Annotated in this window: 13 protein-coding genes; 8 read left to right on the top strand and 5 right to left on the bottom strand. The window is 37.1% G+C overall.

The genetic code is table 11. The annotated features are described in order from the left end of the window. The first annotated feature begins 37 nt into the window (after positions 1 to 37). Genes H6W53_RS18510 through pyk form a run of 5 tightly spaced genes read left to right on the top strand, consistent with a single transcriptional unit; the run spans position 38 to position 4,220 of the window. The gene (locus tag H6W53_RS18510) at positions 38 to 277 is read left to right on the top strand and encodes an acyl carrier protein (protein WP_002976354.1); all 240 of its coding nucleotides are present in this window, start codon (positions 38 to 40) and stop codon (positions 275 to 277) included. Positions 278 to 312: 35 nt separating this feature from the next. Continuing rightward, the gene (gene fabF / locus H6W53_RS18505) at positions 313 to 1,557 is read left to right on the top strand and encodes a beta-ketoacyl-ACP synthase II (RefSeq protein ID WP_076390692.1); all 1,245 of its coding nucleotides are present in this window, start codon (positions 313 to 315) and stop codon (positions 1,555 to 1,557) included. A 9-nt stretch (positions 1,558 to 1,566) separates the two neighbouring features. After that, positions 1,567 to 2,331 (top strand): ribonuclease III, encoded by a 765-nt coding sequence (rnc, locus tag H6W53_RS18500; protein ID WP_076390691.1) that lies wholly within the window; start codon positions 1,567 to 1,569, stop codon positions 2,329 to 2,331. Then, positions 2,309 to 2,782, top strand: a complete 474-nt coding sequence (locus tag H6W53_RS18495; RefSeq protein WP_076390690.1) for an IPExxxVDY family protein — start codon at positions 2,309 to 2,311, stop codon at positions 2,780 to 2,782. Before rnc ends, H6W53_RS18495 begins: the two co-directional genes overlap by 23 nt. Beyond that, entirely contained in the window at positions 2,775 to 4,220 is a 1,446-nt protein-coding gene (pyk, locus tag H6W53_RS18490; protein WP_087709637.1) for a pyruvate kinase, read from the top strand. Before H6W53_RS18495 ends, pyk begins: the two co-directional genes overlap by 8 nt. Positions 4,221 to 4,364: 144 nt before the next feature. Here pyk and H6W53_RS18485 read toward each other — a convergent pair whose 3' ends face one another. The 4 genes from H6W53_RS18485 to H6W53_RS18470 form a co-directional block, all read right to left on the bottom strand. Next, positions 4,365 to 5,663, bottom strand: coding sequence for an NAD-dependent succinate-semialdehyde dehydrogenase (locus H6W53_RS18485; RefSeq protein WP_185208931.1), 1,299 nt, complete (start codon positions 5,661 to 5,663; stop codon positions 4,365 to 4,367). A gap of 141 nt (positions 5,664 to 5,804) precedes the next feature. Beyond that, positions 5,805 to 6,725, bottom strand: a complete 921-nt coding sequence (gene hutG / locus H6W53_RS18480; RefSeq protein ID WP_185208909.1) for a formimidoylglutamase — start codon at positions 6,723 to 6,725, stop codon at positions 5,805 to 5,807. Between the two features lie 554 nt (positions 6,726 to 7,279). After that, the gene (gene hutI / locus H6W53_RS18475) at positions 7,280 to 8,500 is read right to left on the bottom strand and encodes an imidazolonepropionase (RefSeq protein WP_185208905.1); all 1,221 of its coding nucleotides are present in this window, start codon (positions 8,498 to 8,500) and stop codon (positions 7,280 to 7,282) included. Between the two features lie 28 nt (positions 8,501 to 8,528). Continuing rightward, positions 8,529 to 8,894, bottom strand: coding sequence for a four helix bundle protein (locus H6W53_RS18470; RefSeq protein ID WP_185208903.1), 366 nt, complete (start codon positions 8,892 to 8,894; stop codon positions 8,529 to 8,531). Positions 8,895 to 9,069: 175 nt separating this feature from the next. On the opposite strand from H6W53_RS18470, the gene ruvB reads away from it, so the two are divergent. From ruvB to coaE, 3 genes are all read left to right on the top strand, one after another. Further along, complete coding sequence (ruvB, locus tag H6W53_RS18465; protein ID WP_185208901.1) at positions 9,070 to 10,092, top strand: Holliday junction branch migration DNA helicase RuvB; 1,023 nt, start codon at positions 9,070 to 9,072, stop codon at positions 10,090 to 10,092. A gap of 80 nt (positions 10,093 to 10,172) precedes the next feature. Beyond that, positions 10,173 to 11,039 carry an MBL fold metallo-hydrolase gene (locus tag H6W53_RS18460; protein ID WP_185208899.1) on the top strand — a complete coding sequence of 289 codons (867 nt, stop codon included), beginning with the start codon at positions 10,173 to 10,175 and terminating at the stop codon, positions 11,037 to 11,039. Positions 11,040 to 11,048: 9 nt separating this feature from the next. Then, a complete protein-coding gene (gene coaE / locus H6W53_RS18455) occupies positions 11,049 to 11,684 on the top strand; it encodes a dephospho-CoA kinase (RefSeq protein ID WP_185208896.1) in 636 nt (211 codons plus the stop codon). Between the two features lie 113 nt (positions 11,685 to 11,797). On the opposite strand, the gene H6W53_RS18450 is transcribed toward coaE, so the two are convergent. Beyond that, positions 11,798 to 18,241 (bottom strand): GEVED domain-containing protein, encoded by a 6,444-nt coding sequence (locus tag H6W53_RS18450; RefSeq protein ID WP_185208894.1) that lies wholly within the window; start codon positions 18,239 to 18,241, stop codon positions 11,798 to 11,800. Positions 18,242 to 18,391: the final 150 nt, after the last annotated feature.

Below are 18,391 nucleotides of genomic sequence, written 5' to 3'. Positions count from 1 at the left end.
ATATTTGCACCATCTAACAATTAAAAAAAAATTTACTATGTCAGACATTGCATCAAGAGTAAAAGCTATCATCGCTGATAAGCTTGACGTTGAAGAAACAGAAGTAACTCCAGAAGCTAGCTTCACTAACGATTTAGGAGCTGATTCTTTGGATACAGTTGAACTTATCATGGAATTTGAAAAAGAATTCAATATTCAAATCCCTGATGATCAAGCAGAAAAAATTACTACTGTAGGACACGCTATCGCTTATATCGAAGAAGTAGTAAATAAATAATATTCTTCAACAAATAAGAAAATTAAACAAAGTTTATGGAATTAAAAAGAGTAGTTGTAACCGGTTTTGGAGCAATAACACCAATTGGAAATAATGCAAAAGAATACTGGGAAAATCTTGTGAAAGGTGAGAGCGGTGCTGCTCCTATTACTCTTTTTGATGCCACAAACTTTAAAACTAAGTTCGCTTGCGAAGTTAAAAATTTCAATCCATTAGACCATTTCGACAAGAAAGAGGCTAAAAAAATGGATAGAAATACACAACTTGGGCTTGTTGCTGCAAGAGAAGCAGTAACCCACTCAAGAATTATTGAAGATAACGTAGACAAAAACAGAGTCGGAGTAATCTGGGGTTCAGGAATCGGAGGTTTAGAGACTTTTGAGACTGAAGTTTTAGGATGGGCAAATACGGAAATTCCGAGATTCAACCCATTCTTTATTCCTAAAATGATTGCAGACATCACTCCGGGACATATTTCTATAGAATATGGTTTCCATGGTCCGAATTACACTACTGTTTCTGCATGTGCGTCTTCAGCAAACGCTTTAATTGATTCCAAAATGCTGATCCAGCTTGGAAAAGCAGACGTTATTGTGTGTGGAGGCTCAGAAGCAGCCGTTACAGCAAGTGGTGTCGGTGGTTTCAATGCAATGATGGCACTTTCTACAAGAAATGATGATCCTAAAACCGCTTCAAGACCTTTCGACAAAGACAGAGATGGATTTGTTCTTGGGGAAGGAGCAGGATGTATTATCCTTGAAGAATATGAGCACGCCGTAAAACGTGGTGCTACAATTTACGCAGAATTAAAAGGTGGAGGTCTGAGTGCAGATGCACATCACATGACAGCACCTCATCCTGAAGGTTTAGGCGCTTATCTAGTAATGAAGAACTGTTTGGAAGATGCAGGATTAACTGCTGATGAAGTAGATCACATCAATATGCATGGTACATCTACTCCATTAGGAGACATTGCAGAATCTAATGCCATTTCAAAATTATTGGGAGAACACGCTTTCGATATTCAGATTAATTCTACAAAATCAATGACCGGCCACCTTTTGGGTGCTGCAGGAGTTATTGAAGCTATTGCTGCGTTGGGAACTATTATTCATGGTATTGTTCCTCCTACCATCAACCATTTTACTGATGATGAAAATATCGATAGCAGACTGAATTTCACATTCAACGAAGCTGCTAAGAAAGATGTAAAAGTAGCCATGAGTAATACTTTTGGGTTTGGTGGGCACAATGCCTGCGTTCTATTTAAGAAAATCTAAATCTACTGAATGGAGTTACAGAAATACTTTTCTAAATTCCTTCTCAAAAAAAGAAAAAGACAACTAACGGAGAGAGATTATTTTCTCATTACTGAACTCAGCAAAATGCTTGGAACTGAGGTACAAAATGTTGCCCTCTACCGCGAAGCTTTTTCTTTAAAAAATTCTTCTAAAAACAAAGACAGCAATTACGAAAGGCTGGAATTTTTAGGAGATTCTGTTTTGGGTACAATTATTTCTTGTCATTTGTTTCATACCTATCCTCAAGCCAATGAAGGATATCTGACGCAGATGAAATCTAAGATTGTTAATAGGAAAAATCTTAATAAATTAGGAGAAGACTTAAAACTTACCAATCTTCTGCAGAAACAAAATTCTGTTGTTGCTTTAGGTGAAAACATCTCCGGAAATTTATTTGAAGCTTTAATTGGTGCTGTTTATCTAGACTTCCAGTATGAAACCTGTAAAAAGATCATTCTGGAAAGATTACTTACGCCTACAGAAATTAACAAACTAGAAAATAAAATTGTAAGCTACAAAGGTCTTCTGCTGGAATGGAGCCAGAAGAAGAAACTGAATATAAAGTACGAAACTTGCGAAGAAATTCAGGTAAATAAATCGATTGTTTTCCGATGTCATGTTTGGCTGGGAGAAGAAAAAATCGCGAATGCCACAGAAACTTCCAAGAAGAAAGCCGAAGAAAAGGCAGCCCAAAGAGCATTTTATATTTTAAACAAAAAAGAAAATATACTTGGAAATCCAAAGACTTTATGATATAGATGATATTGAATTTGAAGATATTACCATCGGATTGGTAAGATTAGCAAAGAATATACCCGATCATGAGTTTTTCTATAAAGTAAATCAAAACAACGATCTTACATTCAAAAGAATTGAAGATGTTATTCTTCATGGATCTTATTATGATTACTTTTTTCCAAGATTTGAGGCTTACCACAAATTTACAAAGACTTGTTTTACCTTCATTTCGAACAGATCTGCAGAAAGTAAACAAAAAAAATTACAGACTGAACTCTTCTCGGAAGAAGAAAACATTAAATTTTTATTAAATAATCAGGTAGAAGTGCAATATATTTTGCACAGTTCGGAACAGTTTCCTGATTTTTCCGTAATTTTGCTCCCTGAAAATCTTGTGTTTCCGATTCAAGATTATACATTAGGTTCTGAGGAAGAACTTTATCAAATTATCCAGTATTATGAATAAGTATTTAAAGAAGACAAAAATTATTGCAACGCTTGGTCCGGCTTCATCGTCGAAGGAAGTAATGTTAGGGTTAATGAAAGCAGGTGTTGATATTTTCAGAATCAATTTTTCACACGCTGATTACGACTTAGTTCGTTCAAATATCGAAATCATCAGAGAACTTAATAAAGAATATGGTTTCTCGGTTGGTATTTTAGGAGATTTACAGGGTCCGAAACTAAGAGTAGGCGTTGTAAAAGAAGGTTCTTACCTTAATCCGGGAGATATCCTTACTTTCACTAATGAAAAAATTGAGGGAGATTCTACAAAAGTGTACATGACGTACCAACAGTTTCCGCAGGATGTGAAGGTTGGAGAAAGAATCCTTATTGATGATGGTAAACTCGTTTTGGAAGTTACCGAAACCAATGAATTAGATACTGTAAAAGCAAAAACCATTCAGGGAGGACCATTGAGTTCTAAAAAAGGAGTAAACCTTCCGAATACGAATGTTTCTCTTCCTGCATTAACAGAAAAAGATATTCAGGATGCCAATTTCATGCTGGATCAGGAAGTAGACTGGATCGCACTTTCATTCGTTCGTCATGCACAGGACATTATTGATCTTAAAGAATTAATTTCAAAACATCCGAACGGAAAATTCAAAACGCCTATTATTGCGAAAATTGAAAAGCCGGAAGGGGTAAAAAATATAGAAGAAATTTTACTGGAATGCGACGGTTTAATGGTTGCACGTGGAGATTTAGGAGTGGAAGTTCCGATGGAAGAAGTTCCTGCCATCCAGAAAACGCTGGTGGAAAAAGCAAGATTCTATTCCAAGCCGGTAATTATCGCTACCCAGATGATGGAAACGATGATTAACAGTTTAACGCCAACAAGAGCGGAAGTAAATGACGTTGCAAACTCTGTATTGGACGGAGCAGATGCCGTAATGCTTTCAGGAGAAACTTCTGTAGGAAGATATCCGGTTCAGGTTGTGGAAAATATGGCGAAAATTGTAAAGAACATTGAAACTACGCATTTTTACCAACACAAAAATGAGCCTATCGAAAAGGATTTCAACTGTATTGATGATCGATTTATCACCAACAGAGTTTGTCTTGCTGCTGTAAGAATCGCAAAAACAACCAATGTCTCTGCAATTGTTACACTGACAAGTTCAGGCTATACAGCGTTCCAATTGGCAGCTCACAGACCGAATTCTCATATTATTGTTTACAGTGGAAACAAGAGAGTAATTACCATGCTGAATCTTCTTTGGGGAGTTCACGCTTATTATTATGATATGAAGAAATCTACTGATGAAACGATTATCCAGGTAAATATGTTAACGCATAACTATGGCTACATCGAGTCGGGAGACTTTGTCATCAACATCAATGCAACTCCATCTTACGAAGGCGGAAAAACAAATACCTTAAGATTAACGACAGTTTAATTAATACAAAACTGTTAATTATAAAACAAAAAACTCACGAAACTTATTCGTGAGTTTTTTTATTTTTCAGAGCCAAAAGCGGAAAGAATAAATATTGAAAGCTCATTAAGCAGCACTTCCATCTCCCCTCTTCAAACTTCCCTTCTACTCATAATTTCCTACCACAGTTCTTGCCGTTACAAATTCACGTAAAGCCAATAAAGAAAGCTCTGTTCCGTAACCTGAAGCTTTTGATCCACCGAATGGAAAACGAGGATCTGAACTCGTCATTCTGTTGATATTAACGGTTCCCGATTCAAGATTTTCTATGAAGAATAGTTGTCGTGACTGATCTTTTGTCCATACGGAATTTGAAAGTCCAAAAGGAATATCATTCGCCATTTTTAAAGCTTCTTCGTCATTTTTAGCAATCATCACCATTCCCAAAGGTCCGAAAAGCTCTTCCTGCAAAATAGGATTTCCTTCCTGCACACGAATTAAACCGGGTCTGAATTCATTTTCAGAAATTCTTTCCAGAGGAAGAATGATTTCAGCTCCGTGTTCCAGTGCTTTCTGAAACTGTTTTTCCAGTTCATCTGCCAGATCCGGTCTTGCCATTCCGGCAATTTTGGTTTCTTTATCCATCGGATCTCCAACCTCATATTTTTTATATTCTTCAATAAATATAGGAAGAAAAGCATCTTCAATTTTTTCATCAATGATGAATCTTTTTGCCGCGGTACAGGTTTGTCCGCAATTCTGAAGTCTTGATTTTACCCCTGCTTTTGCCGCTTCATCCAGATCTGCGTCGTCCAATACAATAAATGCATCACTTCCGCCAAGTTCAAGCAATGATTTTTTGATATTTAGTCCTGCAATAGAAGCTACTTCTCCTCCTGCTTTTCCGCTTCCTGTAAGACTGACTCCTTTTACCGCATCATGTTCGAGAATTCCTTTTACTTCTTTATGGCTTACCTCAAGATTCTGGAAAATTCCTTCCGGAAATCCTGCTTCCAAAAGTACTTCTTCTATAGCGTTTCCGCTTCCAAAACAAATTGAAGCATGTTTTAAAACAACGGTATTTCCGGCTAAAATCGCAGGAACGGCAAATCTCAAGACCTGCCAGAAAGGGAAATTCCAAGGCATTACTCCTAAAATTACCCCTTTTGGAACATAATGAACTTCAGAATAAGAAAATTCGGAATCGATTTTCTCTGGTTTTAAAATATTTTCAGCATCTGCATAATAGTTCATCATTAAAGCACATTTTTCAACCTCAGCAATAGATTCTGAAATAGGTTTGTTCATTTCCTGAGTAATGATTGTTCCAAATTTTTCAGAATTGTTCTTTAAGATTTCCGCTGCTTTAGCAATGAGTTTCTGTCTGTCTTCGAATGGTACTTTTCTCCATTCTGAAAATGCCTTATCTGCTTTGATAAGTTTATTTTCAATTAATTGTTCCATACTATAATTTCTGTTTTTAAATTCAGTCTGTGCCGAATTTAATTAATGCTTTTCTTCAAGCATCTTGGAAGCAACAAATCCTGTTCCTTCGGGTTATATAAAATAATGATTTTTTCTATCGGAATATTGTTAAATTTTATGTTAAATCATAAACCATTCATTTATAAGTGTTGCGGCAAGTCTCGCCGTTCTTTCCTGAATATCAAACTGCGGATTTAACTCTGCCACATCAAGTGCCAAAAGTTTTTCACTTTTCAGAATATGTCTGTAAAAATGCATGAATGTGGCATCAGCAAAAATTCCGTTATAAGCGGAAGCGGAAACTCCGGGAGCAATGGAAGCGTTGAAAACATCCATACAAATCGTAAGATACAGATAATCTACACTGTCGAGCAGATCATTAATTCTTTGGTAAACGGAAGGTAAATTTTCAAAGAAAAGTTCATCGGCAAGAATATATTTCATTCCGTACTGATGAGCGGTATCAAATAATTTCAAAGTATTTGAATTTCTCTGAATTCCGATATGCAGCGAATGCATTTCGCCTTCCTGAGCAATTTGCCAGAATCCGGTTCCGGAACTCGCTCCTACTCCATTTTCAGGCTGTCTGTTATCAAAATGAGCATCAATATTAATCATTCCTATTTTCTGTTCAGGAAAAGCTGTTTTTAAGCCTAAATAATGTGCATAAGTCACTTCATGACCTCCGCCTAAAACTACAGATCTCCCTCCTTTCAGTAACACTTTGGAAACATTTTTGGCAAGACTGTTTTGCGTATTCTCTAAATTCCCGTCTTCACAGGTAATATTTCCAAAATCCAGCAAAGAAAAATCAGGACGGATTACAGGAAAATTCGACATATTTTTACGGATAATATCCGGAGCATGTTTTGCGCCCTGCCTTCCCTTATTCCGTCTAACGCCTTCATCTACAGCAAATCCATGTAAAACGAAATCTTTAGGTGAAATAAGATCGTAGTTATTTTCTTCTTTTACCCTCTGAAATATTCTGTGGAAAAGAAGTTCTTCTCCGTCTAATCTTCCCTGCCAAATATTATTCATACTAATTTATGTTTTGTGATTTTGTTATTCTTTATACCTATAAATACTTATGAGGAATTTAATGATAAAATATATTATTAAAATAAATACGATGAACCAAATTATTAAAATAGCTGCATTTAAAATATTATTGGAATTGCTTTCTATTTTCTCTGTAAAAATTGCAAAAACGCCAACAAAAGACAGAAAAACAAATAATATCATTGATACTAAAATCAATAGGAAATGAATGATGATCTTTTTCATCTAACCTTAATTTTTAGCTTTATAATTTAATTATTTAATCCTGCCAACTAAATTTATGAATACACTTTTTAATATTTGGAAAACACTAAACACACATCTTGTTAAGAAATAAAAAGATATCAATATTAATAAAAGAAAACTTATAAAAACAAAACCTGAATATATAAGATTCAAAAACTGTCCTCCGGTTTTTATATTTCCAATATTAACCCAAAGAGATTGCAAGATAGAAAGTACATTTAATGATATTATAAGAAGTACGAAATAAATTACAAGATTTTTAATTCCTTTCAGCATGGCAAAGTTTTTTATAATAATTTACCATCAATATAAACCTTGTCCGCTTTCAAGCTTCCCTGATTATAAAGGACATTCTGGAAATTATTGGTTTTGAAAGTCACAAAATCTGCTTTTTGTCCTTCGGTTAATCTTCCTCTATCTTCCAGACCAAGCGCAAAAGCCGATCGGAAAGTCATTCCTGCTAAAACTTCTGCTGTCGTCAACTTTTCAAATGTTGCCAGAATGGAAGCCTGAGTAATTAAATTTCCCATCGGCGCAGAACCTGGATTCCAGTCACTTGCGATCGCTACAATCGCTCCTGCGTCCAGTAATTTTCTAGCCGGCGTAAATTTTTCTCCCAATCCTAAACTTGCACCCGGTAAAGCAGTTGCCACTGTATCGGACTTGGCTAAAAATTCAATATCGTCATCAATAGTAGCTTCCAGATGATCGGCAGATTTTGCCCCCACTTCAACTGCAATTCTTGAACTTCCCGGAGTAAACTGATCTCCATGTACGGTAATTTCAAAACCCAATTCTTTAGCTTTTAGCAAAAAGTTTTTGCTTTCTTCGGGCTGAAATGCCGATTTTTCAATAAAAATATCAACCCGCTTCGCCAAATCCTCTTCTCTTACTTTCGGTAAAATTTCCGTTACAATATAGTGCAAGTACTCTTCATTGCTTCCTTCAAAATCTCTTGGCTTCAGATGTGCGGAAAGACAGGTTGGAACCAGACTTGCTTTCGTCTGTTCCTGCGCTTTTTTAATGATGCGAAGCATTTTCAGTTCGTTTTCAGCGTCTAAACCATAACCGCTTTTTACTTCAATGGTTGTAATTCCAAGAGAAATTAAAAAATCAATTCTTTCCAGCAAAGTTTTTAACAATTCTTCCTCCGATGCATTTCTTGTATGCTGCACCGAGCTCCAGATTCCTCCCCCGCTTTCGGCAATTTCGAGGTACGTTTTTCCTGCGTTACGCATGGCAAAATCATTCGCTCGGTTTCCGCCAAAGCAAATATGCGTGTGGGAATCTACGAAAGCCGGAAGAACAATCTGCTCTCCTTCTACCGTTTCAATTTCTATATTGTGGTTTTCGGATTTTAGAATCTCAAAGTTTCCGACTTTCTCAATTTTATTATCAATTAAAATTCCTCCATCGGGAATGATTTCAAGCTGTTCGTCTGAAAGTTTTCCTCTTAAAGGAAGGTTTGCAAGTGTTACCACCTGCTTGAAAGGACCAATTAGTTTCATTATTATAAGATTAAGATTGAGGCTTAGATTAAGGATGAATTCTGTTTAAATGATTTGTTATCTTATTTAAATCATGTACAACTTCATTAATTAAATTTTTTATTTCTAAGCACTCATTTTCTGAAAAATATTTTACTCGGCTTCCGTATATCAAATGGCTTTTTGTCTCAAATGCAGATCCTCTGGAAATATCATAAAACCTGCTTTTACCTTTCGCTGTTCTTCTCCCAAAACCTTCAGCAATATTTGCTGAAATACTTTCCGCTGATCTTCTTAATTGTGAAGTCAATGCATAATCTTCTTTTTTGGGTAAACTTTCAGACATATTAAAACATTTTTCAGCAATATCCATTGCCTTTTGCCAAACGGGCATCTCAGTAAAATCTTTTATCATTTGTTATTACTATTTTGCCTCTCAAAAATACTTAAAATATATCAATATTGTAAAGCACAAATACACTTCCCCATAACCTTTAATTAAATCTCAGAATTCCACTAAAATTAATCTCAGCCTCAATCTTAATTTTTACCTCAATTTTCCTATCTTTACGGTAAATGAAATTGAATTAATGCCCGATTTTTTACATCCAGATAAAGACAATTATTCCCGCGAAGAACTTGCGCAGGAAGAACAGATTCGTCCCCAGAGTTTTAAAGATTTTGCCGGACAGAGAAAAACATTGGAAAATCTTGAAGTTTTCGTGACGGCTGCAAAAAGGCGTGGCGGAGCGCTGGATCATGTTCTTTTACACGGTCCTCCCGGTTTGGGAAAGACCACTTTGGCCAATATCATCGCGAATGAACTTGGGGTAAACTGCAAGATAACTTCGGGACCTGTTTTGGATAAACCCGGAAGTTTAGCCGGTTTATTAACCAATCTGGAAGAAAATGATGTGCTTTTCATTGATGAAATCCACCGTCTTTCTCCTGTTGTGGAAGAATATCTGTATTCTGCAATGGAAGATTATAAAATTGATATCATGCTGGAAACCGGTCCGAATGCGAGAAGTGTACAGATCGGGCTGAATCCTTTTACTTTGGTGGGAGCTACAACCCGAAGCGGAATGCTTACAAAACCGATGTTGGCAAGATTCGGAATCCAAAGCAGACTGGAATATTATACCATTGAACTTTTGTCGATGATTATTATCCGAAGCGCAAGAGTTCTGGGCGTAAAAATTTATGAAGATGCGGCCATTGAAATTGCGAGAAGAAGCCGAGGAACACCGAGAATTGCCAATGCTCTTTTGAGAAGAGTAAGGGATTTTGCAGAAATAAAAGGCAATGGCGAAATTGAAATTAATATTACAAAATATGCTTTAAATTCATTAAACGTTGATGAATTTGGTCTGGATGAGATGGATAACAAAATCATGCGTGTCATGATTGAAAATTTTAAAGGAAAACCTGTGGGAATTTCGGCTTTGGCAACATCTATTGCAGAAAACCCTGAAACTCTGGAAGAAGTTTATGAACCTTTTCTAATTCAGGAAGGATTTATCATCAGAACTCCGAGAGGAAGAGAGGTTACCGAAAAAGCATACAAACATCTGAATATTGCGGTACCGAGAAATCCGGGTGAATTGTTTTAAGTTTAACTTGATTTCGAAGTAAAATTTAGATTTTCATTCAAATAAAAAATAAACAACATTATAAAAAAACTCAATATTATATGAAGCTATATCCAATACAATGCGGAAAATTTAAGCTCGACGGCGGAGCGATGTTCGGAGTCGTCCCAAAGAGTTTGTGGGAAAAAACCAATCCTGCAGACGAAAGAAACCTGATTGAACTGGGAACACGTTCTCTTCTTGTGGAAGACGGAAAAAAATTAATCTTAATTGACTGTGGTCTTGGAAATAAGCAGGACGACAAATTTTTCGGTCATTATTCGCTTTGGGGAGATGATAATTTAGACAAAAACTTAAAGAAATATGGTTTTGTAAGAGAGGACATTACCGATGTTTTTCTTACTCACCTCCACTTCGATCACTGCGGTGGCGCAATTGAATGGAATGATGATAAAACAGGTTACAAACCTGCCTTCAAAAATGCACAGTTCTGGACGAATGAAAATCACTGGAAATGGGCAACGGAACCTAATGCAAGAGAAAAAGCGAGTTTTCTGAAGGAGAACATTATTCCGATTCAGGAAAGCGGACAATTAAATTTTTTATCCCTTCCTGCAACCGGAAATTATGGTTTTGCACCAGATTTGAAAATGGATGTGATTTTTGTGGATGGTCATACGGAAAAACAAATGCTTCCTGTGATTCAATATCAGGAAAAAACAATTGTTTTCGCGGCAGATTTAATTCCGACTGCGGGACATATTCCTCAGGTTTATGTAATGGGTTACGATACGCGTCCTCTTTTAACTTTAGAAGAAAAGGGTAAATTTCTTAAGCAGTGTGTGGATAATGAATATTTACTATTCTTTGAGCATGACGCACATAACGAACTGGCAAGTCTGAAAATGACTGAAAAAGGGGTAAGATTAGACGAGACGTTTAGTTTTAATGATGTTTTTGGATATTAATTTTTGATTATGGAGGAATTACATTCAGAAACTCAGAAAGCAGAACCTGATCCCTTATCTGCACCCAAAATTATTGGTTTAACAGGCGGAATTGGTTCCGGAAAAACTACGGTTGCCAAATTCATTGAAGAGTTCGGATTTCCGGTTTATTATTCGGATGACAGGGCGAAAGATATCGTAAACGACAATGATGATTTAAAGCTGAAAATCAAGGAACTTTTAGGAGATGAAGCTTATGACGAAAAAGGATTTTATAATCGGAAATTTGTTGCTGAAAAGGTTTTTAACGATAAAGATCTTCTTCAGAGCTTAAATGAAATTATTCATCCTGCTGTAAGAACAGATTTTGAAGAGTGGGTGAAAAAGCAGACAAAGTATCTGGTTTTTAAAGAAACAGCTTTATTGTTTGAATTAAAATTAAACCAGCAATGTTATAAGTCTTTACTTGTTACCGCTGAAGATAATATCAGAATAAAAAGAGTAATGGACCGGGACGGAAAAACCTACCGCGAAGTTCAGGCAGTGATGGAAAAACAGATGCCGGAAAAAGACAAAATAAAACTTGCAGACTGCATTATTTATAACAATACCAATCTTGAAGATATCAAGGAACAAACCGAAAAGATCGTCTTCGATATCGAATAAAATTAAGCTCGTTGGATTATTTCTAACGAGTTTTTTCATGCTTCTGTTCTTCAGGTAAAAAAACAGGCTCTCATTTCTGAGAGCCTGCTTAAGTTGATTAATGATTAAATGTATTATTCTTTAATAAATTTCTTCTGAACAGAAATGGTATCTCCATCCAAGATGTCTATTACATAAAGTCCATTTATCAGGTTATGAACGTCAATCTTGTTGTTTAAGATAATACCGCTTGACAATAATTGTCCTGCTGAATTATAGATCTTATAATTCGCTTTTTTGCTGATATTTTTCACATACAATACTGAGCTCACCGGATTCGGATAAATCATAACATCTGTCTGATTGATCGAATTAGCAACCGGAAGTTTAGAAATTCTTACCGTGTAATCTTCTACTTCACCATCTGGGAAGCTATTACAGTTTACTGGAATGATATCTTTGCCCATTGCCACTCTCATCACTACATATTTGTAGTCTACCAGACTGATGAATGCATCTGCAGGTACTGTAAATGTAGTGCTCGCGGTAGGATTGCTGTTTGGTCCGTCAGCAAGGATTCTTTCGTTGATATCGAAATATCCGTTTCTGTTGAAATCGATCCAGACTGCAACTCCTGCTTTATTGTTTCCTGCTAGTTTTTTATCGATCACGATCTTGTTATCCGTAGATCCCTGAATCAGCTCGATAAATTTAGCCGGAACACCTGTATAATCTGAATAATTAGATCCTACAGAAATATTCGTCATCTGAGGTTTACCGTTTGGCGTTACTGTAACTTTAGAAATATATTCTGAAGTTATAGCCCCTGTAGATGCCATCTGACAGTACACAATAGTTGGTGTAGTGAAGTAATAAGGCAGTGTATACGTTCCCGGAGTTCCGCTACAAACGTTTGCTACCTGCATTTCATACTGTGTCAATTCAGATAAACCTGTAAGGGTAATCGTATTGGTATTAGACGGAACCATTGTCCAGCTCGGAATTCCTACCTTTCTGTATCTCAAGATATAAGTAGCACCTGGGAAAGGATCCCATGTTACCTGAGCTGTTGTCGGTGTAATCGCTGTAATAGTAAGTCCCGGCGGAGGCAACTGACAAGTTCTTTCCGTAGTGAATACTTTAGGATTAGACCAAGGATTAACAGTTGTTTCTCCGTTACAGATATTTGCCACCTGTACTTCATAAGTTGTATAAGGGCTTAAACCTGTAAGAGTATACGTATTTAATGGTGCTGCAGTAACGTTGATTGTAGCCCATGTTGCTGTACCTACAATTCTATATCTGATTACATAAGTAGCACTTGGTACAACTGGAGCCCATGTTACTACTGCTGAATTTGTGGTAACCGTTCCGATTGTTACATTCGGAGGGGTTGGATCACATCTTGTTGTGAATGTCTGAGTAGGTGTAAATGTTCCAGGAGTTGTTCCACAGCTTCCAGCGATCTGTACTTCATACGTTGTAGCCGGTGTTAAACCTGTTAAAGCCAATGGAGGATTACCTGTTAATGTTGATACAACCACCTGAGTCCAAGTAGTAGTTCCCGCTACTCTGTATCTTACGATAAATGTAAGACCACCTGTAGGTACCGTCCATGTAACATTCGCAGAAGTATGCGTAATAGTATTGAAGGCTAAGTTAGTTGGTGTTGTAGTAGAGCAAGGTCTTAATTTCACCGCATAATCTTCTACTTCTCCATTTACTGCATTCTGACACATAACAGGAGCACTTGTACGTTTAAGAACAACTCTCATTGTCGTTGTTAAAGGTCCGTTATATGCTGTTGCAGGAACGTTAAACAATGCTGTAACAGGAGTTGTTGTACTTGCTGCAGAAGCCATTATTTGCTCTGAAGTTTCAAATACGCCATTTCTGTTAAAGTCTATCCAAGCCGAAACTGCATCATTTTGTGCTCCGCCTTTAGCTACTGAAATCTGGTTTCCTGTAGAACCTATTTCTAAGTTCACCAATGTTGCCGGAGTGGTATAGCTGATATAATTTGTCTGTACAGAAGTATTACTCATTGGAGGAATACCCGGATTCACAGAAGTTATTGTAACGTTTGAAATAAAGTCAGTCGTTCCAGTACCCGTCATATTACAATAAGTAATTGGCGTAGTCGTAAACAGCACAGACGTAGACCAAGGTCCCTGAACTCCACCGCAGATTGTTGCTACCTGAACTTCATAAGCAGTCTGCTCAGTAAGTCCGGTAATGTTGTAAGTATTTCCTGTAATTACAGCAGATGTATTCCAAGTTCCAACCGGGTTAGTAGTTCTCCATCTTACCAAATAAGTTGCCCCGGTAGAAGAGATCCAGGATACTGTAGCTGTAGTTGCTGCAATATTGGACATTGTAATACCAGTAGGAGCAGCCGTGGTACATGGCTGGATGTCTACAAATTTAACCTGATAGTCTTCAACTTCACCGTTGCTTGTAAGTGGAGAACAAGCATCTGTAGGTGTTAAGAAATATACAATAACACGCATTTTCACTTTATTCGTACCAGAATAAGCTCCGGCAGGAACAGGGAAAGTAGCAGTAACCGGAGTTGTGGAAGAATATCCTAAGTTCATTATTCTTTCTCCACCGGCAACTGTTGTTGGGTTGTTATTAAAAATTCCATCACCGTTAAAATCTATCCAGGCATAAGTAGAATATGTACTTGATAAGATTGTTCTTCCTACAGAAAGTACGTTACCTGTAGAATTACGAGCTAATGTAATAATCTTTGTTGCATCATTAGAATAATCTGTATAGGTACTAGGTCCGGAGTTGTTAGACATCATCGGTGTATTCGTACCTGTAACCGTAATATTATTGATGTATCCGTCAGTTACAGTTGCAGTACCTGAATTACAATATGAAATTGCAGGCGTTGTAAAGTTGGTTGAAGCAGACCAAGCTCCTGTAACACCACCACAAATAGTTGCAACCTGTACTTCATAAGTAGTAGCTGCATTTAAGTTTATAATAGTGTAAGGGTTAGTTGCCGGAGCAATTACAGTCCATGCTCCAGTACCTGTTCTGTATCTTAATGTATAAGTTGCACCTGTTGCATTGATCCAAGAAACCAAAGCTGTAGAAGCTGTAACGTTTGAAACAATAACAGGAGTTGGAGGAGCTGTAGTACAAGCAGCAAGATCTATAATCTTAACCGCATAATCTTCAATTTCTCCGTTTGCAACTGTTGCACAAGGATCTGTAATTGTAGAAGTAGAGAAAATAACTCTCATTCTAAGTGTTAACGGACCATTATAAGCAGTTGCAGGAACTGTAAATGTAGCCGTAATAGGAGTTGTTGTACTCGCTGTAGTACTGATTACTCTTTCTCCTGTTTCAAAAATACCGTTTCTGTTAAAGTCAATCCACGCACCAACAGCTAAAGAAGATGTTGTGGTTGTTAGCCAAGATTTAGAAACAGAGATTGTGTTGTTCGTAGAGTTACGAACCAATGTTACCAATTTGGCTGGATCCGGAGAATAGTTTGTATATGAATTGGCTCCTGAATTATTACTCATTACGTAAGAATTCGTTGGAGCAACTGTCACATTAGAAATATAACCGTTCGTATTATTTGTAGAAGTAATATTACAATAGGTTACCGCCGGCGTTGTAAACTGATAAGGAGCAGTAAACGTACCTGTAGTTCCTGAACAAACATACGCCACCTGAACTTCATATTGAGTTTGTTCAAGAAGGTTGTTTATAGTGTAAGCATTTGTTGTTAAAGGAACTGTAATCCAGGTTGGAGAACCTACCTGTCTGTATTGTAATATGTATGTTGCTCCTATTGCAGGATCCCACATTACATAAGCTGAAGTTGCTGTAATATTTGTAACAGAAAGATTTAATGGAGCATTACTTGTACAAGGAATAGGCTGAATTAATTTAACTGCGTAGTCCTCAACTTCTCCATCACCAAAACTTTGACACATTACAGGAGATGTGATATATCTCATAGCTACTCTCATCCTTGTCGTTGCTGGTCCATTATAAGCTGTTGCAGGAACGTTGAAAGTTGCTGAAACTGGAGTTGTAGTGCTTGAAGGTGAATTCATTACCTGCTCAGTCGCTTCAAAAACTCCATTTCTGTTAAAGTCTATCCATACACCTACTGCTTCGCTCCATACTGTACCTGGAAAGAATTTTGTAACAGAAACAGTATTTCCTGTAGAACCGATTACTAAGTTTACCAAAGCACTTGGAGTAGCAGAATAATCAGTATAAGTAGATCCCGCAGAGTTATTACTCATTACAGCAGCACCTACAGGTGTTACCGTTACATTAGAGATATACTCTGAAGCAAAGTTACTGGATGTCATTGTACAGTAAGTAAGACCTAAAGTCGTAAAGTTGGTAGAAGCAGAGAATGGTCCCTGTACTCCATTACAAACTGTAGAAACCTGAACTTCATATTGAATGCCATCAGTAAGACCTGTAAGGTTTATTGAGTTTGTTGCTGCATTCACTGTGATCCAAGTTGTACTTCCTACCGGACGGTAACGAACTACATAAGTGGAGTTCGTAGTAGCTGCCCAGGTAACTGTAGCTGTAGTCTGGGTAATCGCAGAAACAACAATACCTGTAGGAGCTGCTCCTGTACAAGTAAGTAAAGAAGTTACTGTTGCACTTCCGATGGCATAGAATACATTTCCTATTGAACTCACTCTGATCTTAACTGTTCCTCCAACAGTAAGACCTGTTAAGTTAAGAGATTCACTACCATCGTTTGGGGTTGAAGCTACCGCTACTGTCCATGTTACTCCGTTATCTGTGGTGTAATCAATTTTTACATTCGCAACATTGTATGGAGCAGCGGTGGTATTAACTACGTCCCAAGTTACGTTTGTTGCACCATTATTATAGGCATTGGTTGTCGTTACTTTAAACGGACCGTCATTTCCAACTATAATCTGCTGATTGGCAAACTCGGTTTGCTGTTGAGTAGGAACCGGATTATTATCTCTTACTGTTACTCTGAAATTCGTTGTTCTTGCAATAGTGGAAACAGATTCCCATCCATTGTTAGAGTTGTTTAAAACTCCAGCCAATACAGAAGATAATTTAGGGAAATATCTTGTTGGGCTTGTCGTTGGATTAAATGATCTGAACGTAGCACCACTTGCAGTAGTTCCTAAGTTATTCTTATTAATTGTTACACTGGCGTTATCTACTTGTTCCCAACAATATGTCATCGGATCATTTTCAGCATCTGTAGCAGAAGCTGTTAAAACAAACGCCGTTCCTTTAGGAATATTATAAGTAGGCAGTGGTGCAATTACAGGAGGGTTGTTTGTAATTGGAGTTTCAACATCACACGTTCTGCTGATTAATCTGTTCTGTACCTGAGTAATGCTTACTGCATGGAAGTAAGGATCTGAGTGAGCCTGAACATCAGTATTTGCTCCTGTGATTCCTGCATATCCCATAATTGTTGACCCGGATCCCGGCTCAACGTTTACTCCGGCTGTTTCCAAACCATGGGAGAATGTATGATTTGCACCCAATTGATGACCTATCTCGTGGGCTACATAATCTATATCAAAATTATCTCCCTGAGGAATACCATCCGCAGGAGAAGTATATCCTGATCCTTTCTGCTGAGAAGTGGGACCTGTAGGATCTACACAAATACATCCTATACATCCTGCATTACCTCCACCACCGGAAGCACCAAATAGGTGACCGATATCGTAGTTGGCATTCCCAACGTTAGCAGTAAGTGTTTGCTGAAGTTCCAAATTCCAGTTATTCATCTGGGCTGCAGGCGAATAAGGATCTGTTGCAGCATTGGTATAAATTACGTTTGGAAAATTCTGTAAATTAAGGTGTAATGCAAAATCTTTTTCAAATACCCCATTTACTCTGGTTAGTGTTGCATTGATTGCTGTTAAAGCATTAGCAACGGTACCGCCGAAGTACTGCGTATATTCACCTGTTACAGACATTGCCAGTCTCATCGTTCTGTACTTTTTGTCGGATGACTTGGCAAAGTTTGTTGTCTGATTGGCAAATGATTTTCCCTCTGCATAAAGATTGGCTATCTCTTGTTTGGATAGTCTGTCTTCGTTCATAGAGCAAAGAAAACCTTCATTGCTTTTATCAGTTTTTGGATGCACACCATAAACTGTTTTGTTTTTATCAGCAGGTTCTATGAATTCATATTTACCATCCTTAATGATCATCGACTGAAAATCATCGGGTGCTAAACTGAATCTCAGATATTTGCCGGGATCATCTACCCCGACTCCTACATAAGATCCTAACTGATACTGATCTGCCAGTTCTTTTACGACCACAGGGAAGCTGTAAACGGCAAATTTTTCAATTTTCCCATCTAAAGTTGGCAAAGAAATCGTGACGGGTTTTGCATTTTTTCCCGTTTCCTGAGCTTTCGCCAATTGAGACTTTAGCAGAGAAATGTCCAAAGAGTAATAGTTCTTAATATCAGAACTAGCTCTGGCTTTTTCCCCTCGAAATGTCGTGGGACTCCATTGTGCACTGGTAATCGCAAACAAAAAGAGGAAAAAGAAAGAAGTAAAATTTTTCTTCATAACTTTCTCAATATATTAATTATACAAATCTAAACAAATTTAATTATTAAATTAAAAATATTTCTATTTTTTTTATACAGACTTTTCAACAATTCAATTCAAAGCATTGGGAATAAGTAAACAAATAAATAATATATGAGAAATTAAAAA

This window comes from Chryseobacterium sp. C3, from assembly GCF_014218905.1.
GTDB classification, from domain to species: Bacteria; Bacteroidota; Bacteroidia; order Flavobacteriales; family Weeksellaceae; genus Chryseobacterium; species Chryseobacterium mucoviscidosis.
This window is presented reverse-complemented; position numbering and strand designations above follow the sequence as displayed.